Origin of the sequence: Pseudonocardia sp. Ae717_Ps2, assembly GCF_001932475.1 — a bacterium.
In the GTDB taxonomy this organism is placed as follows: Bacteria; Actinomycetota; Actinomycetes; order Mycobacteriales; family Pseudonocardiaceae; genus Pseudonocardia.
This window is the reverse complement of the sequence record NZ_MCIS01000001.1, coordinates 3,031,937-3,051,948: the sequence shown is the minus strand read 5'-3', so window position 1 is coordinate 3,051,948 and position 20,012 is coordinate 3,031,937. Positions and strand designations below refer to the sequence as shown.

The 20,012-nt window shown below is 73.5% G+C and carries 18 protein-coding genes and 1 pseudogene; 9 read left to right on the top strand and 10 right to left on the bottom strand.

Annotation, left to right across the window (positions count from 1 at the left end; translation table 11 throughout):
• Window positions 1-92: 92 nt before the first annotated feature.
• From Ae717Ps2_RS14190 to Ae717Ps2_RS14180, 3 genes are all read right to left on the bottom strand, one after another.
• On the bottom strand, window positions 93-500 hold the full coding sequence (locus Ae717Ps2_RS14190; RefSeq protein ID WP_075333481.1) for a RidA family protein: 408 nt from the start codon (window positions 498-500) through the stop codon (window positions 93-95).
• Between the two features lie 143 nt (window positions 501-643).
• A complete protein-coding gene (locus Ae717Ps2_RS14185) occupies window positions 644-1,246 on the bottom strand; it encodes a TetR/AcrR family transcriptional regulator (protein WP_075306069.1) in 603 nt (200 codons plus the stop codon).
• A gap of 50 nt (window positions 1,247-1,296) precedes the next feature.
• Entirely contained in the window at window positions 1,297-2,412 is a 1,116-nt protein-coding gene (locus Ae717Ps2_RS14180; RefSeq protein ID WP_139318707.1) for a PHB depolymerase family esterase, read from the bottom strand.
• A 360-nt stretch (window positions 2,413-2,772) separates the two neighbouring features.
• On the opposite strand from Ae717Ps2_RS14180, the gene Ae717Ps2_RS14175 reads away from it, so the two are divergent.
• Entirely contained in the window at window positions 2,773-3,099 is a 327-nt protein-coding gene (locus Ae717Ps2_RS14175) for a helix-turn-helix domain-containing protein (RefSeq protein ID WP_075311713.1), read from the top strand.
• Window positions 3,100-3,160: 61 nt separating this feature from the next.
• Here Ae717Ps2_RS14175 and Ae717Ps2_RS14170 read toward each other — a convergent pair whose 3' ends face one another.
• Window positions 3,161-3,877 carry an MBL fold metallo-hydrolase gene (locus Ae717Ps2_RS14170; RefSeq protein ID WP_075306073.1) on the bottom strand — a complete coding sequence of 239 codons (717 nt, stop codon included), beginning with the start codon at window positions 3,875-3,877 and terminating at the stop codon, window positions 3,161-3,163.
• Window positions 3,878-3,907: 30 nt separating this feature from the next.
• Between Ae717Ps2_RS14170 and Ae717Ps2_RS14165 the strand changes: the two genes are divergently transcribed.
• A complete protein-coding gene (locus tag Ae717Ps2_RS14165; RefSeq protein ID WP_075306075.1) occupies window positions 3,908-4,987 on the top strand; it encodes a Xaa-Pro peptidase family protein in 1,080 nt (359 codons plus the stop codon).
• On the opposite strand, the gene Ae717Ps2_RS14160 is transcribed toward Ae717Ps2_RS14165, so the two are convergent.
• Genes Ae717Ps2_RS14160 through Ae717Ps2_RS14145 form a run of 4 tightly spaced genes read right to left on the bottom strand, consistent with a single transcriptional unit; the run spans window position 4,974 to window position 9,889 of the window.
• Window positions 4,974-6,179, bottom strand: coding sequence for an ABC transporter permease (locus Ae717Ps2_RS14160; protein WP_075333480.1), 1,206 nt, complete (start codon window positions 6,177-6,179; stop codon window positions 4,974-4,976). The genes Ae717Ps2_RS14165 and Ae717Ps2_RS14160 overlap by 14 nt on opposite strands.
• The gene (locus Ae717Ps2_RS14155; RefSeq protein ID WP_075306079.1) at window positions 6,176-7,114 is read right to left on the bottom strand and encodes an ABC transporter ATP-binding protein; all 939 of its coding nucleotides are present in this window, start codon (window positions 7,112-7,114) and stop codon (window positions 6,176-6,178) included. The genes Ae717Ps2_RS14160 and Ae717Ps2_RS14155 overlap by 4 nt, the downstream gene beginning before the upstream one ends.
• A 29-nt stretch (window positions 7,115-7,143) precedes the next feature.
• Complete coding sequence (locus Ae717Ps2_RS14150) at window positions 7,144-9,237, bottom strand: histidine kinase (protein WP_075306081.1); 2,094 nt, start codon at window positions 9,235-9,237, stop codon at window positions 7,144-7,146.
• Complete coding sequence (locus tag Ae717Ps2_RS14145; RefSeq protein ID WP_075306083.1) at window positions 9,224-9,889, bottom strand: response regulator transcription factor; 666 nt, start codon at window positions 9,887-9,889, stop codon at window positions 9,224-9,226. Before Ae717Ps2_RS14145 ends, Ae717Ps2_RS14150 begins: the two co-directional genes overlap by 14 nt.
• Before the next feature lie 105 nt (window positions 9,890-9,994).
• Here Ae717Ps2_RS14145 and efp point away from each other — a divergent pair, with 105 nt between their 5' ends.
• Both efp and nusB read left to right on the top strand, forming a co-directional pair.
• Complete coding sequence (gene efp / locus Ae717Ps2_RS14140) at window positions 9,995-10,555, top strand: elongation factor P (protein ID WP_020625794.1); 561 nt, start codon at window positions 9,995-9,997, stop codon at window positions 10,553-10,555.
• Window position 10,556: 1 nt separating this feature from the next.
• The gene (nusB, locus tag Ae717Ps2_RS14135; RefSeq protein ID WP_020625793.1) at window positions 10,557-10,976 is read left to right on the top strand and encodes a transcription antitermination factor NusB; all 420 of its coding nucleotides are present in this window, start codon (window positions 10,557-10,559) and stop codon (window positions 10,974-10,976) included.
• A gap of 111 nt (window positions 10,977-11,087) precedes the next feature.
• On the opposite strand, the gene Ae717Ps2_RS14130 is transcribed toward nusB, so the two are convergent.
• Complete coding sequence (locus Ae717Ps2_RS14130) at window positions 11,088-12,593, bottom strand: CoA-acylating methylmalonate-semialdehyde dehydrogenase (RefSeq protein WP_075333479.1); 1,506 nt, start codon at window positions 12,591-12,593, stop codon at window positions 11,088-11,090.
• Window positions 12,594-12,891: 298 nt separating this feature from the next.
• Here Ae717Ps2_RS14130 and Ae717Ps2_RS14125 point away from each other — a divergent pair, with 298 nt between their 5' ends.
• The gene (locus Ae717Ps2_RS14125) at window positions 12,892-14,475 is read left to right on the top strand and encodes a PucR family transcriptional regulator (protein ID WP_075311715.1); all 1,584 of its coding nucleotides are present in this window, start codon (window positions 12,892-12,894) and stop codon (window positions 14,473-14,475) included.
• A 144-nt stretch (window positions 14,476-14,619) separates the two neighbouring features.
• Here the strand turns inward: Ae717Ps2_RS14125 and Ae717Ps2_RS14120 are convergent, their stop codons facing one another.
• Window positions 14,620-15,111 carry a transcriptional regulator gene (locus Ae717Ps2_RS14120; RefSeq protein ID WP_020625790.1) on the bottom strand — a complete coding sequence of 164 codons (492 nt, stop codon included), beginning with the start codon at window positions 15,109-15,111 and terminating at the stop codon, window positions 14,620-14,622.
• Between the two features lie 601 nt (window positions 15,112-15,712).
• Here Ae717Ps2_RS14120 and pyrR point away from each other — a divergent pair.
• The 4 genes and pseudogenes from pyrR to carA all read left to right on the top strand — a co-directional run.
• Window positions 15,713-16,306, top strand: a complete 594-nt coding sequence (pyrR, locus tag Ae717Ps2_RS14115) for a bifunctional pyr operon transcriptional regulator/uracil phosphoribosyltransferase PyrR (RefSeq protein ID WP_020625789.1) — start codon at window positions 15,713-15,715, stop codon at window positions 16,304-16,306.
• The gene (locus Ae717Ps2_RS14110; RefSeq protein ID WP_075306086.1) at window positions 16,303-17,247 is read left to right on the top strand and encodes an aspartate carbamoyltransferase catalytic subunit; all 945 of its coding nucleotides are present in this window, start codon (window positions 16,303-16,305) and stop codon (window positions 17,245-17,247) included. Before pyrR ends, Ae717Ps2_RS14110 begins: the two co-directional genes overlap by 4 nt.
• Complete coding sequence (locus Ae717Ps2_RS14105) at window positions 17,244-18,536, top strand: dihydroorotase (protein WP_075306088.1); 1,293 nt, start codon at window positions 17,244-17,246, stop codon at window positions 18,534-18,536. Before Ae717Ps2_RS14110 ends, Ae717Ps2_RS14105 begins: the two co-directional genes overlap by 4 nt.
• A pseudogene (carA, locus tag Ae717Ps2_RS39065) lies at window positions 18,533-19,627 on the top strand (glutamine-hydrolyzing carbamoyl-phosphate synthase small subunit); the annotation flags it as partial. The gene Ae717Ps2_RS14105 and the pseudogene carA, both read left to right, overlap by 4 nt.
• Window positions 19,628-20,012 lie beyond the last annotated feature (385 nt).

The window sequence follows — 20,012 nt, the reverse complement described above, 5'->3', positions numbered from 1 at the left end:
GACACTCAGGGTTCGAGCAAGCACACTACTAGGCGATCAACGATCGCGAACAGTCGACCACCGACCCCCGGACGTCGGCGCCGGAGGAGGAACTAGTCGCGCACCGCGGCGACCGCTTCGATCTCGACGAGCTGATCGTCATAACCGAGCACGGTCACTCCCATGAGGGTGCTGGGTGAGTCGTGGTCACCGAAGGCGTCACGGACCACTTCCCAGGCGGCCACGAGATCGGCCTGCTCGCTGGACGCGACGAGCACCCGGGTGCTGATGACGTCACTCAGCGACGCGCCGCTCTCGGCCAACGCGGTTCTCATGTTCTCGACGGCGTGCGCTGCTTGGCCTGCGACGTCCCCGACCGCCGCGGTCGAGCCGTCGGCGTGGAGGGGGCAGCTACCCGCCAGGAAGATCAGTCGTGCGTCCGCGGGCGCGGTCGCGGCGTAGGCGTACTCCGCCACGTCGGACAGGCGGGCAGAACGGATCAACCTCACGATCGTGGTCATCGGCGACGACCCTAGCCACGTCTGCCGATCCGCGCGGTCCGATTTCAGGCTCCGCCGAGCTGGTCAACCGATGTGCGCGACGAGCGTGGGGGCGGCGTCGGTCGTCGCCGGTCCGGAACCGGGCCTCCGTGGCCGCGGTGCGCTCATCGAAGGTCCAGGCCGGGAGTGATGAAGTCGCGGTAGTAGGCGACGACCGTGGAGCGGGGGATGTCGGGCCGGGTGAGCCACCAGCGTCCGAGCTGTTCGCCGACCCCGCTGATGGCGTAGGCGAAGGCGAGGCTGCGCTCGTCGTCGAAGGTCCCGAGGTGCCGGACCATCCCCGCGATCCGCGTGATGGTCTGCTCACGCAGCTCCGTGAGCTGTGCGTTCAGTTCCGGGGACAAGGCGGTGCTGGGGTTGAACAGCACCATCCAGCGGCGCGGATCGCGCTCGAGGATGCCGAAGAACACCTCGCCCGCCCGCGTGATCACGGTGCGGGCGTCGGCGCCGGCCTCGATGAGGATCTCCGGCTCGCGGACCCGGTCCTCGAGTTCGGCGCGGGCCTGTCGGACACATGCGACGAAGATGTCGTCCTTGGTGGCGTAGTGGGCGTAGACGATCGTGCGGCTGACCCCGGCCTCCCGGGCGATGTCCTCGATGCTCGTGCCCTCGAAGCCCCGATCGGCGAAGAGGCGCTCGGCGACGGCGACCAGCTGCGCTTGCCTGGCCTCGCGGGACAGGCGCCGTCGCGGGGGGCGCTCGGTCATGTACGAGACGGTACGTCGCCGCGCGGTATCGACCCGCGCCCACTCGACCGTCACCCCGAGAGCCGGCGCTCCGACACGAAATCCCACATCACAGCGGCAAGGTCGGGGCCGCGCCGGTCGACGAAGAGCCCTGTGCTGCGGGGCCCCGACCATGCGTGGCCCTGTCCGTGGATCAGTACCCGCTGGACGACGAGACCGGGGGTGGTGGGGCGGCGGTAGGTGTCGGTCTCGAAGGCGTGTCCGTCCGGCGGCGTGGAGTGCACCGCCGTGTCGGGTCGGACCGGAGTCGACGCGTCCGGGATGCGGCCCTCGATGAGTTCGCCGAGTGCGAGCCACTGCTGTACGAGTCGCTCCGCCATGACGGGCGGAACGGTGGTGTCCTGGTCACCCTGAACGACCAGGAGCGGGACCTGGCGGGCCCGTGGCCCCATCTCGGCGCGAGCCGGCACCGCCGTCTCGGCCGGTGACGGCGGGACGGGCTCCTCGGCGAACTCGCGCCGGAACCCGTACTCGCCTCCGGCCACGGACGTGACCGTCGCGAACAGGTCGGGATAGGTCACGCCGAGGATGACGGCCGTGCCTGCTCCGGAGGACACGCCGAGGGCGTGGACGCGGTCACCGTCGGCATGGTGCGTGGCCACGACCTGCCGCACGGCTCCGGCGATCAGCTCCGGCTCACCACGACCGCGGTGCTGGTGTTCGGGCGACAGCGAGTTCCAGCACAGCTGTGGGTTCCGCAGCACGGACTGTGTCGGGTAGACGACGATGAAGCCCTCTCGGTCGGCCAGATCGTCGAGCCGCGTCGTGTCCTTCATCGAGTTGAGCCCGAAGCCGGTCATCGCGCACCCGTGGATCGCGACGACGACCGCCGGCGGCGCGCCCGTCGAGCCTTCGGGCCGCGGCGGCGGGAGATGTACCTGGTAGCGCAGAACCCCTTCAGCGCTGGTGTAGGACTCGTTCCGGTCTTCGCCCCGTGGGCCTGACGGCCCGGGCAGCGCCGCCGCGAAGCCCGGCGCGACCGTCATCAGGACGAGCGCGACCGCCAGCACGATCGCGTGTCCCCTGAACCGACGTCCCGACATCCACCGACCTCCAGTAGCGCCATTGCCGTAGTTGGCACAGCGTAACTTATGGTGGACACCATGTTCAGTTGAGTTGCTCGGCACTTCGTTGCGACAGTGGGTCTCCGTGTGCGGGAGGCCCCGCGCTGCCGCGGGATGTCGAGTCCTCCCGAGCGAGCCAGCCCCGTCAGCGGCGACGACGACGGGCCAGGGCGTGGCGGCGATTCACTCGGAGAGGGCAGAGCTGCTCTCCTCCAGGGGGCTACGCGCAGGTGATCAGGTTGGTCTTCGTCATCTCTGCGCGCCGCTCCATGAAACGTGCGAGATCAGGAGTGCTGACTGTGGATTCGCGCTCGGTCACCTACGGTGACAGAGGTGGCCAGTAGTGGCCTGGAGTCGACCTCCGACGAGGGCGGCCGACCTCGCCCCACCGGCGGGCACGACGCCGTCCACCACGTCTGTCCGTTGAACGAGGTGCTGGACCGGGTCAGTGGGAAGTGGGCGATCGGTGTGCTCACGCTCATCGGTGCGGAGGAGGTCGCGCGGTTCACCGAGCTCGAGCGGGGCATCCCGGGGATCAGCAGGCGGATGCTCACGTTGACGTTGCGGAATCTGGAGCGGGACGGGTTGCTGACCCGCACGGTGTACGCGACGGTGCCGCCCAGGACGGAGTATCGGTTGACCGAGGCGGCTCGGGAGCTCGCGCGGACGCTGTCGCTGCTCACCGACTGGGCCAAGCGGCACCAGTCGCACGTCCAGATGTCTCGGCTCGACTACGACGAGACCCACTGAGGCAGCGTGAGCAGGCGGTCGCCGTCCGGGCCGTGATCACCGCCCACGACGCCGGGTTGGCTCAGGAGCCGAACGCCGCCACGAACTGCTCCGCCGACGTCGCCCGGTAGACGGTGTTCGTCCGCTGCACCTCGGCCAGCGGGGCGTGCGACGCCGGGGAGTAGCGGTGCCCCGGGTACACCGTCGGGTTGCCCTTCAGCCCCGCCAGCTGCTGCAGCGAGTGGTACATCTGCGCGGTGTCGCCGCCCGGGAAGTCGGTGCGCCCGCAGCCCTGCAGGAACAGGGTGTCCCCGGCGACGAGCCGGTCGCCGTCCGGGTCCGGCACCAGGAAGCACTGCGAGCCCGGGGTGTGGCCGGGTGTGTGCAGCAGCCGGATCGCGACGTTCCCGACCTCGACGACGTCGTCGTGGTCGTGTGGGGTCAGGTCGGTCGCCGACAGCCCGGTCACCCGGGTCACGTAGTCGGCCTCGGCGCGCTGCACGTGGATCGGCACCGGGTGCGACCCGATCAGCTGCGCGACGCCGACGAGGTCGAAGCCCATCATCGTGCCGCCGACGTGGTCGGGGTGGTGGTGGGTGGCGAGCACCCCGGTCAGGCGCATGCCGTCGGCGTCGAGGGTCGCGACCAGCTCGTCGGGGGAGTAGGCCGGGTCGACGACGACGGCCTCGCGGGTCTCGTCGTCGCCGATCAGGTACGAGAAGTTGACCATCTGGGTAGCCACCTGGTCGCCCACGGCGTAGTCCTGGCCCGACAGCAGCTGGCGGAAGTAGAGACCCATGGCCGCGACCCTAGACATAGGGTTCGTGGCATGTCCCACCCCGCCCGGCGCGACACCCTCCGCGCCCTGCTCCCCGCCGCCGGACTGGACGCGCTGCTGGTCACCGAGCTGCTCGACGTCCGGTACCTCACCGGGTTCACCGGCTCCAACGCCGCCGCGGTGATCGCCGCCGACCCGGGGGAGGACCTGCTCTGCACCGACGGGCGCTACCGCGTCCAGGCCGCCGAGCAGTGCCCCGGCCTGGAGATCCTCGTCGAGCGGCCGAGCGCCCCGGCTGCCGCAGCCCGCGTCCGGGCCGGGCGGACCCTCGGCTACGACTCCGCCACGCTCACCGTCGACGGCCTGGCCGCCGTGCGCGACGCCGTCCCCGGCCGCCGGCTGCGCCGGGCACCCGGCCTGGTCGGGCGGCTGCGCGCGGTCAAGGACGCCGACGAGGTCGAGCGGATCGCCGCCGCCTGCGCGCTCGCGGACACCGCGCTGCGCGGCCTGCTCGACGACGGCGGCCTGCGCCCGGGACGCACCGAGGCCGACGTCGCGCGTGAGCTCGACGACCGGATGCGCCGCCTGGGCGCCGACGGCCCCGCCTTCGACACCATCCTCGCCGCGGGCCCGCACTCCGCGGTGCCGCACCACCGCCCCACCGGCACCGAGCTGCGTCGCGGCGACCTCGTCAAGATCGACTTCGGGGCGGCGCTGGACGGCTACCACTCCGACACCACCCGGACGTTCTGCCTGGGCCCGGCCGCGGACTGGCAGCGTGAGCTGCACGCCCTGGTCGACGCCGCGGCGGCGGCCGGGCGGGCCGCGCTCGTCGACGGTGCCTCGGTGGCCGCCGTCGACGCGGCGGCCCGGGACATCGTCACCGCCGCCGGGCACAGCGAGCGGTTCCCGCACGGGCTCGGGCACGGGGTCGGGCTCGCGGTGCACGAGCCGCCGTGGCTCGCGACCACCGCCACCGGGCGGATCGACGCCGGCGCCGTCGTGACCGTCGAGCCGGGCGTCTACCTCGACGGGCGGGGCGGGGTGCGGATCGAGGACACCCTGCACGTGGCCGCGGGCGGCCCGGCCAGGGCACTGACCGGGCTGCCCCGCGAGCTCATCGAGATCTGAGTGCCTCCCGCCACGGCACCGTCGCCCCGATCCGCAGCACGGACCGCTCGTACACGCGGGCCCCGGCGCGGGCCAGCAACGCCACGGCGACGATCATGACCAGCGCCGAGCCGGCCACGTGCCAGGCCGAGACGGTGCCCTGGGCGACCATCAGCGGCATGAGCATCGCCGGGAACGGCGGGATCCACGACAGGACCTGCAGCGCCGTCGCGTCCGGCGAGCCGAGGTACCAGAACGAGGCGCCGTACATCGCGAACATCAGCATCATCAGCGGCCCGGTCGTCGAGTTGACGTCCTCCTGGCGCGACACCAGCGACCCGGCTGCGGCGTAGAGGACGGCGAAGAAGGCGTAGCCGAGCACGAACCAGGCCAGCGCCGCGCCGAACACCCCGACCGCGGTACCGGTGATCGTCAGCAGCCCGGTGGCGAGCCCGGTCGCGATCCCGACGACGCCGTAGAGCAGCAGCTGGACCAGCCCGACCGCGCCGATTCCCACTACCTTGCCCCAGAGCAGGTCCAGCGGGCGGATCGTGGACAGCAGCAGCTCCACCACCCGGCTGGACTTCTCCTCGACCACGCCCATCGCGACGGTCAGCCCGAAACCGACGATCTGCATGAACATCACGATCAGCACCGCGAACGACAGTGCCGACCGCTGCCCGGCCTCCGGGTCGGTGGGGTCGAGTGCGTCGACGGTCAGCCTGGCGGGCGGGGTCGCGGCGGCCAGCTGGGACGGGGTCACGCCCACCACGGCGAGCCCGACGCCGGTGGCCCGGTCGGCCAGTGCCGCGTCGAGGACGGCCCGGGTCGTCGGGGCGAGCTCGGAGTCGACGACGGCCGTCGCGCCCGGCCCTGATTCGTCGCCGAGCAGGGCGACGTCGAGGTCCCCGGCGGCGACGGCGGCCCGGCCGTCGCCGGCGGAGGCGATCTCCCGGACGTCGACGGGTGACCCGAGCCGCTCCGCGGCGGAGGTGACGGCCGCGGCCGGTGCCGGGTCACCGGCGACGCCGACCGAGGGCCGGTCGTCGCCCGTGCCGAACAGCGAGAAGGCGATCATGCTGCCCGCGATGAGCAGGAGCATGATCGCGTTGCTGACCCAGAAGCTGCGTTTGTGCACCTGCACGCGGAACTCGCGACGAGCGACCAGCGCGATGGCGCGCCGCGCCGGCAGGGTGGTGGACGGGGCGCTCATGCGACGACTTCCCGGTACAGATCGGTCAGCGACGGGGTGGTGACGGTGAAGCCGTGCACCGGTCCGGTGGACAGGGCGGCGGCGAGGACCCGCTGGTCGTCGACGCCGTCGCCGAGCGCCAGCACGGTGCGGCCGCGCTCCTCGGCGAGCACGGTGACCCCGGTCAGCCCGTGTGCCCAGCCGGGTCCGGCGGCGGGGGCGCGCACCTCCAGCCGGGTGCCGCCACCGCGGCGGACCTCACCGACGGTGCCGACGGTCCGCATCCGGCCGGCCACGAGGATCCCGACCCGGTCGCAGAGCCGCTGCACCAGGTCGAGCTGGTGGCTGGAGAACAGCACCGGCACCCCGGCGCGGGCCTTCTGCCGCAGCACCTCGCTCATCACGTCGACGGCGACCGGGTCCAGCCCGGAGAACGGTTCGTCGAGCACCAGCACGGCCGGGTCGTGCACGAGTGCCGCGGCCAGCTGGACGCGCTGCTGGTTGCCCAGGCTGAGCGCGTCGACGGTGTCGTCGAGCCGGTGGTCGACGCCGAGCTGCTCGGCCCAGCGCAGCACCGCCCGGCGCGCAGCGACCCGGTCGACGCCGTGCAGCTCGGCCAGGTAGGCGAGCTGCTCACCGACCTTCATCTTCGGGTACAGCCCGCGCTCCTCGGGCATGTAGCCGATCGTGCGGCGGACGTCGAGGTCGATCGGGCGCCCACCGAGACGGACCTGTCCGGAGTCCGCCGCCAGCACGCCCAGGGCGATCCGCATCGTCGTCGTCTTCCCGGCGCCGTTGGAGCCGACGAAGCCGAAGATCTCGCCCGGGCGGACGTCGAAGCTCACCCCGTCCAGGGCGACGGTGCCGCCGTAGCGCTTGGTCAGCGCGTCGATCTCGAGTGTGGCGCCGGTGTCCGCCACCGGCCCGGCCCGGAGCTGCTGCTGCTGTGTGGTCATCGGTCCCTCCCCCGCTGTGGGGACCGACGCTACGAGCCGGGGGTGCCCTCGCGGATCGGCGCGAAGGACGAGATCGGTGCCGCGGCGGGGTCGTCCTCGCGGACGAGCGGGCTGCGGGGCAGCACCGCGCGGACCGTCCACCCCTGCCCGTCGCCGGGGCCGGTGTACAGCTCGCCGCCGACCAGCGCGACCCGTTCCCGCATCCCGAGCAGGCCCAGGCGGGAGCCGGTGTCGTCGGGCCGGTGGCCGGGCACCGGGCCGTCGTCGTCGACCTCCACGACGAGCGGCTCGGCGGCGCCGCCGTGGACGACCCGCACCCGGGTGGGGGTGGGCCCGGCGTGGCGCAGGGTGTTGGTCAGTGCCTCGGTGACGATGCGCCGCGCGAACAGCTCGGCCTCGCCGGGCGTCGCCGTGGGGGAGCCCTCGACGGTCACCGCGACCGGCAGCCCTGCCGCGCGTGACGGCGCGACCAGGGCCTCCAACGCGGCGGGGGACAGGTCCGCGCCGTCCGGGTCCGGCCCCAGATCGGCGAGGGCGGGCAGCGCCTCGGCGACCCGGCGGACCGAGTCCGCGATGTGCCCGAGCGCCTCGGCGCGGGCCGCCGGGTCGGCGGCGAGCCGCGCCGCCCCGGCCTGCACCGCCACCGCGGAGACGTGGTGGGCGACGACGTCGTGCAGGTCGCGGGCCACCCGCAGGCGTTCGCGGGTGAGCGCCTCGCGCACCCCGGCCTCGGTGAGCGCGCGTCGCCGGGTCGCGGTGTCGAGCCGGTGGTGGCGGACCGCGACCCCGGCCGCCCACAGCGGCACCACGGCCAGGAAGCTGAGCACGACCACCGACGCCGGGGTCCCGAGCCGGTGCCACACCCCCGCGAGGGTGCCCCCGGTGAGGACGACCAGCGTCGACACCGCCACTGCCACCGCGGACGTCACGACCGGCGCCGTCGACGCCGCGCCCCACACCAGGAGTATCCAGGTGGACTCGGCGAACGTGTTGGAGCCGTCGAGCATGGTCGCGACGAACGACGCCACTCCGGCGAGCAGCAGCGCCGGCACCGGCGCGGTCCGCCACCACGCGACGAGTGCGAACTGCACCGCCACGACCAGCGCCGCGGCCGGGTTCCCCCACGGCAGCTGCAGCAGGCGCAGGAACCCGTCGACGACCACCAGCCCGGTGTCCACGTCGCCCGCCGAGGAGACGAGCGCACCGATCAGCAGAGCCGGGACGACGAACGCGACGAGCGCCCACAGCCCGGCCCGGTCGGGCAGCGGCACCCGGCGACACCGCGCGGGCGCGGCCGGGGCCGGCACCGGGACGGCGACGGGTCCCGGTTCGGCGGCGGGGGCGCGGAGCACACCCAGGACCCGGCGCATCGCGGCCAGCACGGACCGGGCCCGTTCCCGCACGGCCCGCAGGTCGGCCTCGGTCGCGTCGGGGCCCAGTGCCCCGGCCTGGGCGACCAGACGGCGCAGACCGCTGAGCACCCCACCGCCGATCTCCTCGGCGATCCGGGACCGCTCGGCGCCCAACGCGGTGCCGTGCTGCAGCCGGTCGGTCTCGGCCCGTTCGCGGTCGGCGCGCAGCGCCACGGACCGGCTCCAGCGCCCCGCGATGGTGGCGATCACCAGCATCGGCATGACCACCATCGCGCCGCCGACGATCAGCCCGGCGTCGGTCGCCACGTCCGGCGAGACCAGCAGGCGCAGCAGCCCGGCCAGTCCGAGCGAACCGAGCCAGGGCAGGGCCACCCACGCCGCAGCGCCGACCGGTCCGCGCTGCGGCGCCCGTGCGACGGAGAACGCGAGCAGCGGCCACACCAGCGCCGCGGCCCCGCCGAGGAACGCGATCCCCGGGGCGGAGATCACGGCCAGGACCAGATAGGCACACCGCGGCCGCCGGCGGCGCAGCAGCATCGCCGCGGCCGCCGCCAGACTCAGCCCGACCGCCAGGGCCACCTCCAGCGGCAGCGGCAGCCGGTGGACGTAGCCGTAGGTGTTGACGACCAGGGCCGTCACCATCTCCTGGGCGGCGAGGATCAGCGCCAGCACCGCGAGCGCGATGTCCCCGGCTCGGCTGCCGGGCAGCGGTGCCGGGGGAGCGTCCGCGCCGGGTTCAGCCGTCGGCACCGGCGGCCCCCACCAGCCCGTGCTCGTAGGCGAACACCACGAGCTGGACCCGGTCGCGCAGCCCCAGCTTGGTGAGCAGGTTCGACACGTGGGTCTTGACCGTCGTCCCGCCGAGCACCAGCCGGTCGGCGATCTCGGCGTTGGACAGCCCGGCGGCGACCAGCCCGAGCACCTCCCGCTCCCGCTCGGTCAGCGCGGCGGCGGGTCCGGCCTGCGCGGGCGGGTCGGTCGGGACGAACGAGCCGACGAGCCGCCGCGTGACCGACGGCGCGAACAGCTCATGGCCTGCGTGCACGGTGCGCACCGCGACCTGCAGGTCCTCCGGCTCGACGTCCTTCAGTACGAAGCCGGACGCGCCGGCCCGCAGCGCGTCGTAGACGTGGCGGTCCAGGTCGAAGGTCGTCACCACCAGCACGCGGATGCCGGGGTCGCGCAACGCCCGGATCCGCCGGGTCCCCTCGATGCCGTCGGTGCCGGGCATCCGGACGTCCATCAGGACGACGTCCGGACGCAGGGTCTCGGCCAGCTCGGCGGCCTCCGCACCGTCCCCTGCCTCCCCGACGACGTCGATGTCCGGTGCCGCCGCCAGCACCGTCCGCAGCCCCGCCCGCACCACGGCCTGGTCGTCGGCCACCACCACCCGCACCGTCATGGCGCCCATCCTGGCAGGTCGCCCGCCCCTCGGGCGGGCCGGTGAACCCGGTGGCGGTACCCTGACCGACGCACGAATCCGAGATCCGAGCAGGAGAGCGCGCACGTGGCGACCACGAACGACCTGAAGAACGGCCTGGTCCTGAACATCGAGGGCCAGCTGTGGACCGTGACGGCGTTCCAGCACGTCAAGCCCGGCAAGGGCGGTGCGTTCGTTCGCACCACGCTGAAGAACGTGATGTCCGGGAAGGTCGTGGACCGGACCTTCAACGCGGGCACCAAGGTCGACACCGCGACGGTGGACCGCCGCGACATGACCTACCTGTACCGCGAGGGCACCGACTTCGTCTTCATGGACGCCGACACCTTCGACCAGATCCCGATCCCGGAGAAGGCGGTCGGCGACGCAGCGCGCTACCTGCTGGAGAACGCCACCGCCCAGGTGTCGCTGCACGAGGGGGAGCCGCTGTTCGTCGAGCTCCCGACCTCGGTCGAGCTGGTCATCTCCCACACCGACCCGGGCCTGCAGGGCGACCGCTCCACCGGCGGCACCAAGCCCGCGACACTGGAGACCGGCGCCGAGATCCAGGTGCCGCTGTTCCTGGAGAGCGGCACCAAGGTCAAGGTCGACACCCGGGACGGCCGTTACCTCGGCCGCGTGAGCTGAGGTGCGCGCACGCACCAAGGCCCGTAAGCGGGCACTGGACATCCTGTTCGAGGCCGAGGCCCGCGGTGAGGACGCGCTGTCCGTGCTCACCGCGCGCCGCGAGACCGACGACGCGCCGCCCGTCCAGGACTACGCGGCGCGGCTCGTCGAGGGCGTCGCCACCCACCAGGAGCGGATCGACCAGCTGATCGCCGAGCACGCCGAGGGCTGGGACGTCGACCGGATGCCCGCGGTCGACCGCGGCCTGCTGCGGCTCGGGATCTACGAGCTGCTGTGGGTCGACGACGTCGACGACCCGGTCGCGATCACCGAGGCCGTCGAGCTGGCCCGGACGCTGTCGACCGACGACTCCCCGCGCTACGTCAACGGGGTGCTGGGCCAGATCTCCGACATCGCCGAGCACCTGCGCGCCACCCTGTAGGCCCCGGCCGCTCGGTGCCGGTGCCCGCGCGGTCCCGGGCGGACGGTGGCCGCGTCCCCGCCGCCCCGGGACCCGGGCGTGACCGCGGTGCGATCCGCACGGTGGGGCCTCTCAGGTGTTCGTGGGGAAGCCGAGGTTCAGCCCCGCGTGGCTGGGGTCGAGCCAGCGGGTGGTGACGACCTTGGCACGGGTGAAGAAGTGCACGCCCTCGGTGCCGTGGGCGTGGGTGTCGCCGAACAGGGAGTTCTTCCAGCCGCCGAAGCTGTAGTAGGCCATCGGGACGGGGACCGGGACGTTGACGCCGATCATGCCGACCTCGACCTCGTTCTGGAAGCGGCGGGCGGCGCCGCCGTCGTTGGTGAAGATCGCGGTGCCGTTGCCGTAGGGGTTGGCGTTGATCAGCTCCACGGCGTCGGTGTAGGTCGCGACGCGCACCACCGACAGCACCGGGCCGAAGATCTCGTCGGTGTAGACGCTCATGTCGGGGGTGACGTGGTCGAGCAGGGTGGGGCCGACGAAGAAGCCGGACCCGTCGGCGTCGAACTCGCCCTGCCTGCCGTCGACGACGACGGTGGCGCCCTCGGACTCGCCGGCGTCGATGTAGCCCGACACCCGCTCCTGGGCCGCCCGGGTCACGAGCGGCCCCATGTCGCAGGAGCGGCGGCCGTCACCGGTGCGCAGGTTGCGGGCGCGGTCGGCGATCTTCGCGACGAGGGTGTCGGCGACGTCGCCGACGGCCACCAGCGCGGACACGGCCATGCAGCGTTCGCCGGCGGAGCCGAACCCGGCGTTGACGGCCTGGTCGGCGGCGAGGTCGAGGTCGGCGTCGGGCAGCACGACCATGTGGTTCTTCGCCCCGCCGAGTGCCTGGACGCGCTTGCCGTGGGCGGTGCCGGTCTCGTAGACGTGGCGGGCGACCGGGGTGGAGCCGACGAAGCTGATCGACTTGACGTCCGAGCTGGTCAGCAGGGTGTCGACGGCGGTCCTGTCGCCGTGCAGGACGTTGAACACGCCGTCGGGCAGGCCGGCTTCCGACCAGAGCTCGGCGAGCCAGAGCGCCGCGGAGGGCACCTTCTCCGACGGCTTGAGCACCACGGTGTTGCCGGTGGCGATCGCGATGGGGAAGAACCACATCGGGACCATCGCCGGGAAGTTGAACGGGCTGATGATCCCGACGACGCCGAGTGGCTGGCGGATCGAGTGGACGTCGACGCCGGTGGAGGCGTTCTCGGTCGCCGAGCCCTTGAGCAGGTGCGGCATGCCGCAGGCGAACTCGACGACCTCCTGGCCGCGGGCGACCTCGCCGGCGGCGTCGGAGAGGACCTTGCCGTGTTCGGCGGTGATGAGTGCGGCCAGCTCCGGGGCACGGGCGTCGAGCAGCTCGCGGAAGCGGAACATGATCTGGGTGCGCTTGGCGAGGCTGGTGTCGCGCCAGGCGGGGAACGCGGCCTTCGCCGCGGCGATCACCGCGGCGGCCTCGTCGGCGCTCGCGAGGGGCAGGTGCGCGGTGACCTCGCCGGTGGCGGGGTCGGTGACCTCGCAGGTCCGCCCGGAGCTGCCCTCGACCCGCGTGCCCGCGACCCAGTGGTGGAGCGTCTTCTGCAGCGTGCTCGTCATGATCCTCTTCCGTGTCGGGGCCGTGGTCGGACGACGGACGCGGCGTCGCCGGTCGTCCGCCGTCGGATCCGCTCCATCTCGTCGGACTCGGTCTACCCGCAGACGAGCCGGAGAGCGACCTGCACGACGTCACCGCGGTCGTCGGGGCGAGTCGCTCGGCCCCGTTCGCTGTTGCCCACCGCGGCGGGCCGTACGGATCGTGGTGTCCGGACCGGTCGTGCCACGACCGTCACTGTGTCGGCAGATCTGCCGAAGAATGGTCACTGTGTCGGGGTCCGGCTAGGTTGGGGCGGTGCGGATGTCCCTCCGGGAGGTGCTGGAGCTCCCCTCGGTGCTCCGGGGCCGGCCGCGCGTGCGCGCCGGCTCGGCCGCTCTCGGGGCGGAGGTGCGCTGGGTGCACGTGAGCGAACTCCCCGACGTGGCGGGAACGTTGACCGGCGGCGAGCTGGTCCTGCAGATCGGGGTGGTGCTGTCCGAAGCGGGCACCGACCTCGTCCGGTACCTCGACTCGTTGCGCGCCAGCGGGGCGGTCGGTCTGGTGGTGGAACTGGGCCGGCACGTGGAGCGGCTGCCCGAGGAACTGGTGCAGTACGCCCGCTCCGTGGGGTTCCCCCTGGTCGAGCTGCGGTCGACGGTGCGTTTCGTGGAGATCACCGAAGCCGTGCACGGCCGCGTCATGCACGAGCAGTTCGCACGTCTGGACCTGACGCGCCGGGCACACCGGGTGCTCGGACCGCTGGGGGTCGAGGGCGCCCCCGTCGAGGTGATCCTGGCTCGCTGCGCGGAGCTGGTCGACCGGGCGGTCGTGCTGGAGGACCTCTCCCACCGGGTCATCGGGTTCGCGGGCGCATCCGCACCGGAGGACATCCTGCGCGACTGGACGGCGCGCTCACGGCAGGTCCCGCCGGCGGCGGACACGATCCGGGGCGGGCCGGAACGGTGGATGGCCATCCCGGTCGGGCTCCGCCGCGCCCGGTGGGGACGTCTGGTGGTGCCCACCCGGGTCGACCAGTTCGAGGCCGAGGACGTGGCACTGGTCCTCGAACGGGCGGCCGAGGCGGTGACGATCACCCGTCTGGTGGGCGGGCCTGCCGAGGAGCTCGAGGTGATGGCCGTCGAGCGGCTGATCCGGGACGTCATCGGCGGACACGGCGGCGACGAGGCGGCCGTCGGGGCCAGGGCACAGGCCCTCGGCTTCAGCCCGGCCGGGGAGATCGCGGTGCTGATGGCCCGCGGGCGTGGCGGGGACGGCGGGCCCGATGCCGAGCTCGTCGAGCAGTTCGGCGCGGCGGTGCACCGCATCCAACGAACGGCCCTGGTCGGACGGGTCCGCCGCAACCTGGTCGTGGCTCTGCTCGACGGGGGCGACGGGGTCGACGACCGGTTGGCGAGCGAGCTCGGGGCGGGTGCGGTGGCCGTCCTGGCGCTCGGGCCCCCGGTGCGACGATGGCGGGAGCTGGCCGAGGCCCTGACCGAGGCCGAACAGATCGCCGGGATCGCCCGGCCCACGCGGCCCGGTGAGGCGGTCCGGGTGTCGCGCGGGCGGCACCTCGGTGTCCGCAGGCTGCTGTGGCAGCTGCGCGGCGAGGTACGACTGCACGCCTTCGTCGACGAACAGCTCGGACGGGTCCTCGCGCTTCCCCACGGACGACGTGAGGACACGCTGCGCATGCTCGAGTCCTACCTGGACTGCAACGGGGTGATGGCGGTGTTCGCCCGCTCGCTGCACCTGAGCCGGGCCGGGGCCTACGCGCGGCTCGACACGCTGCGTCGTGTGCTCGGCGCGGACCTCGGTGACGCGGAGGTCCGTACCGGACTGCACCTGGCGATGCTGGCGCACCGGGCCGCGACCGGTGACCAGCCGGCGCCGACCCCACCGTGAGGTGCGCCGCGCGGCACACCGGCCCCGCGCGCGGTGGCCGGGCACCGCGGGACGAGGACGGCGGCCGGGGGACTGTGCGAAAACCCCGGCCGCCGTCGTGCCGGTCGCGTCACCCTTCCCCTGGGACGCGGCCGGCGGGGCAGATCATCCCACGTGCTGTCCGGGGCGTGCCTCGGGAGGCAGGACACCCCAGTCGATCAGCTGGTCGGTCAGCTCGCCGGGGGACATGTCGTAGATGATCGCGAGCGACCGCAGGTCCTCGGCGCGGATCGAGAGCACCTTGCCGTTGTAGTCGCCGCGCTGGCTCTGGATGGCCGCGGCGTAGCGGGCCAGCGGACCCACCTTGTCCGCGGGCAGCTGCTGCAGCCGCTCCAGGTTGATCACGATCTTCGTGGCGGGCTCGCTGCCGGACGGGATGCGGCCCTCGGGGAGCAGCTCGGCCACCGGGACGCCGTAGAAGTCGGCCAGCTCGGCCAGCTTCTGCACGGTGACCGCACGGTCCCCGCGCTCGTAGGAGCCCACGACGACCGCCTTCCAGCGTCCGCCCGACTTCTGCTCGACGCCGTGCAGGGAGAGCCCCTGTTGCTGCCTGATCGCCCGGAGCTTGCCCCCGAGCGCCTTGGCGTAGTCGCCCATCGATCTCCTCGTTCCTGACGGTCCGTGCCGGTGAGGACGGACCGGCGGTCACCGGCGGTGCACCGGTGGCGTGGTCGCGCCTGCCGCGTCATCGCCCCTGTGGGTGGTCCCGTTCGGGGCGGCAGCTCCGGCGGGGGGCCGGCCTCCCGGCCGTCCCGTGCGTCGCGGCGCTGCTGCACGCGTGCTGATTGATGCTGAGTGATTGCTGATTGATACGGAGAGTAATCCTCCGGGTCCGGTCCGGCGTGGTCAAGCTCGACCCCCTGCTCGGGGGGTTGACGAGCGGTTTCCCACACGAACGGGGCAGTCCGTGTCCCTCGACAGCGGTAGCGCAGGGTACGGGCGCCGACTCCGCCACCCGCCCCTGTGGGTGCGCCTGGGCGGAACCGGGTATCGCAAGTCCCGTCCGGCCCGGCCGTCGATCATCGCGCATCGTGACAGGAACGTGACCTCAAACGAGTGGTGCCGTTGTGGCGCGGCTCGCGTTGTGACGCGCTGCGGCCGACCCGCGCGGCACCTGCCGGGTTGATAGGTTGACGCACAGCTCTTGCACGACCGTCCTTTAAGACCCGTCCGGTGAGGCGGGGAAGGAGACCACCTCGTGGCGCAGAACCGCCGCGGGGACGCCGACGCGCAGCAGCCCGCACGGGAACTGCTGTCCGCCGCCGACGTCACCCGCACCGTCGCGCGCATCGCGCACCAGATCATCGAGAAGACCGCGTTCAGCGCCGAGGCCCCCGACGGGCTCGTGCTGATGGGCGTCCCCACCCGCGGCGTGCACCTGGCCCACCGGCTCGCCGCCGCGATCACCGACTTCGCCGGCGCCGCACCGGCGGTCGGCTCGGTCGACGCCACCCTCTACCGCGACGACCTGCGCCGCGGCCCGGCCCGTGCGCTGGAGTCCACCGCGGTGCCCGAGGGCGGTGTCGACGACCGGCTCGTCGTACTCGTCGACGACGTCCTCATGTCCGGGCGCACCACCCGCGCCGCGCTCGACGCCCTGCGCGACGAGGGCCGCCCGCGCGCGGTGCAGCTCGCCGTGCTGATCGACCGCGGCCACCGGGAGCTCCCGATCCGCGCCGACTACGTCGGCAAGAACGTCCCGACGTCGCGCTCGGAGCAGATCCTGGTCTCGCTGACCGAGATCGACGGCGGCGACGGCGTCTGGATCACCCAGGGAGAGGGGGACAGGTGAGGCACCTGCTCTCGGTCGCCGACCTCGACGCCGCCGAGGCCACCGCGCTGCTCGACACCTCCGACCGGCTGCGTCAGGCGCTGCTCGGCCGTGAGGTGCGCAAGCTGCCGACGCTGCGCGGCCGCACGGTCATCACGATGTTCTACGAGAACTCCACCCGCACCCGGGTGTCGTTCGAGATCGCCGGCAAGTGGATGAGCGCCGACACCGTGAACGTGTCGGCGTCGGGCTCGTCGGTGTCGAAGGGCGAGTCGCTGCGCGACACCGCGCTGACGCTGTCGTCGATGGGGGCGGACTGCGTGATCGTGCGCCACCCCGCGTCGGGGTCGGCGCACCGGCTGGCGCACTGGGTCGATGCCGACCGCGAGGTCACCGGCACGCCCACCGCGATCGTGAACGCCGGCGACGGCACCCACGAGCACCCCACCCAGGCGCTGCTCGACGCCGCGACCCTGCGCGACCGGCTCGGCGGCATCGCCGGGCGCCGGATCGGGATCGTCGGCGACGTCCTGCACTCGCGGGTGGCGCGGTCCAACGTGCTGCTGCTCGCGACCCTCGGCGCCGAGGTCGTGCTCGTCGCGCCGCCGACGCTGCTGCCCACCGGCGTCGAGTCCTGGCCGTGCCGGGTGTCGCACTCCCTCGACGCCGAGCTGCCCGCGCTCGACGCCGTCATGATGCTGCGCGTGCAGTCCGAGCGGATGCACGGCGGCTTCTTTCCCTCCGCGCGCGAGTACGCGGTGCGCTTCGGGCTGTCCGAGGACCGCGCGAAGCTCCTGCCCGACCACGCGGTCGTCCTGCACCCCGGCCCGATGATCCGCGGCATGGAGATCGCCCCCGCGGTCGCCGACGCCCCCAACGCCGCCGTCCTGGCCCAGGTCCGCAACGGCGTGCACGTGCGGATGGCCGTCCTCTACCACCTTCTCGCCGGAGCTCCCGAATGACCGACCTGCTGATCCGCAACACCCGGCCCTACGGCGGGGACCCGGTCGACGTGCTCGTCACCGACGGCGTCGTCGCCACCATCGGAACCGGGCTGACCACGCCCGAGGGCGCCGAGGTCCTCGACGCCGACGGCGCCGTGCTGCTGCCCGGCTTCGTCGACCTCCACGTGCACCTGCGCGAGCCCGGCGGCGAGGAGTCCGAGACCATCGAGACCGGCAGCCGGGCCGCCGCCCTCGGCGGGTTCACCGCCCTGTTCGCGATGCCGAACACCACCCCGGTCGCCGACTCCGACGTCGTCGTCGAGCACGTGCGCCGGCGCGGCGAGGAGATCGGGCTGGTCGACGTGCACCCGGTCGGCGCGGTCACCGTCGGCCTCGGCGGCGAGAAGCTCGCCGAGCTCGGCACGATGGCCGCCTCCCGCGCCGCGGTGCGGATGTTCTCCGACGACGGCCGCTGCGTGAACGACCCGCTGATCATGCGCCGGGCGCTGGAGTACGCCTCCGCGCTCGACGTCGTCATCGCCCAGCACGCCGAGGACCACCGCCTGACCGGCGGCGCCCAGGCGCACGAGGGCGCCGTCGCGGCCCGGCTCGGGCTCGCCGGATGGCCCGCGACGGCGGAGGAGACGATCGTCGCCCGGGACTGCGCGCTGGCCCGCGAGGCCGGGGCGCGGCTGCACGTCTGCCACATCTCCACCGCCCGCACGATCGACGTGCTGCGCGCGGCCAAGGCCCAGGGCGTGCGGGTGTCGGCCGAGGTCACCCCGCACCACCTGCTGCTCACCGACTCCCGGCTGACCGGCTACGACCCGGTGAACAAGGTCAACCCGCCGCTGCGCACCGCCGACGACACCCGCGCGATGCGCGAGGCACTGGCCGAGGGCGTGATCGACGTCGTCGCGACCGACCACGCCCCGCACGCCGCGCAGTACAAGGACACCGAGTGGCAGGCGGCGAAACCGGGCATGCTCGGCCTGCAGACCGCGCTGTCGGTGCTGGTCGAGACGATGGTGGAGCCGGGCCTGCTGGACTGGCACGGCGTCGCGCGGGTGCTCTCGGAGCGCCCCGCGGAGATCGGGAACCTGCCCGACCAGGGCCGTCCGATCGCGGAGGGGGAGCCGGCGACCTTCGCGCTGGTCGACCCGGACGGGGTCTGGACGGTCCGTGGAGCGGAGCTGGCGAGCAAGGCGGCGAACACGCCGTACGAGGGAATGCGGCTGCCCGGAACGGTGGTCGCGACGGTGCTGCGGGGACGCATCACCGCGCAGGACGGGAAGGTTGTGCAGTGACCGCGCTTTTGGTTCTCGAGGACGGGCGGATCTTCCGCGGTGAGGCCTACGGCGCCACCGGGCAGACCCTGGGTGAGGCCGTGTTCACCACGGCCATGACCGGCTACCAGGAGACCCTCACCGACCCGTCGTACCACCGACAGATCGTGCTGCAGACCGCACCGCAGATCGGCAACACCGGCTGGAACGACGAGGACGACGAGTCCTCCGGCATCCAGGTCGCCGGCTACGTCGTGCGCGACCCGGCCCGGCGGCCGTCGAACTGGCGGGCCACCGGCACCCTGGAGGACGCGCTGCGCACCCAGGGGGTCGTCGGCGTCGCCGGGATCGACACCCGCGCCGCGGTGCGCCACCTGCGTGAGCGCGGCGCCATGCGGGCCGGGATCTTCTCCGGCGACGCGATCGCCCCGGACGACGAGCTCGTCGAGCGGGTGCGGCAGTCCCCGCCGATGGAGGGCGCCGACCTCTACGGCGCCGTGACCACCGCCGAGACCTACGTGGTGCCCGCGGTGGGGGAGCGGCGCTTCGTCGTCGCCGCCCTCGACGTCGGCATCAAGTTCAACACCCCGCGGATGATGGCCGCCCGCGGCATCGAGGTGCACGTGCTGCCCGCCTCGAGCACCATCGAGACGGTCGAGTCGCTGCGTCCGGACGGCTTCTTCCTGGCCAACGGCCCCGGTGACCCGGCCACCGCGGACGGTCCGGTCGCGCTGGCCCGGCAGGTGCTGGAGCGCCGGATCCCGCTGTTCGGCATCTGCTTCGGCAACCAGATCCTGGGGCGCGCGCTGGGACGCGAGACCTACAAGCTCCGCTACGGCCACCGCGGCGTGAACATCCCGGTCGTCGAGCACGCCACCGGGCGGATCGCGATCACCTCGCAGAACCACGGGTTCGCGGTCGCCGGGTCGCCGGGGGAGGAGTTCGACACCCCCTACGGCCGGGCGCAGATCAGCCACTACTGCCCCAACGACGACACCGTCGAGGGCATGACCGGGCTGGACTTCCCCGCCTTCTCCGTGCAGTACCACCCCGAGGCCGCCGCGGGCCCGCACGACGCCGCGGACCTGTTCGACCGGTTCGTCGCGCTCATGACCGAGCACCCGGTCGGCTACGCCGGCGTCGCCGGGCAGCGGCCCGAGGGCACCGCGCCCGCGCCGTACCCGCAGCCCGAGTCCGACCCCGTGTCCGAGTCCGTGTCCGACTCCGAGCCGGAGCCCGAGCCGGCGCCCGCGCCGGGGATGACCGCCCAGCCCGACCCGGCCACGCCGCCGTCGGCGACCGCGGCCCCGTCGGTCGACCTGCGGCCCACCCCGCCCGCTCCGTCACCGGGCCCGGCCCCGGCCGCGGGCGGGTTCGAGCCGGGCAGCCCGGAGGTCCCGCACGGCGGGGTCCGGCCCGGCCCGGCGGCCGTCGAGCATCCTGCCGACGAGCACACCACCCGGCTGCCCGTCACCCCGCCGACCGGGACCCCGGTCT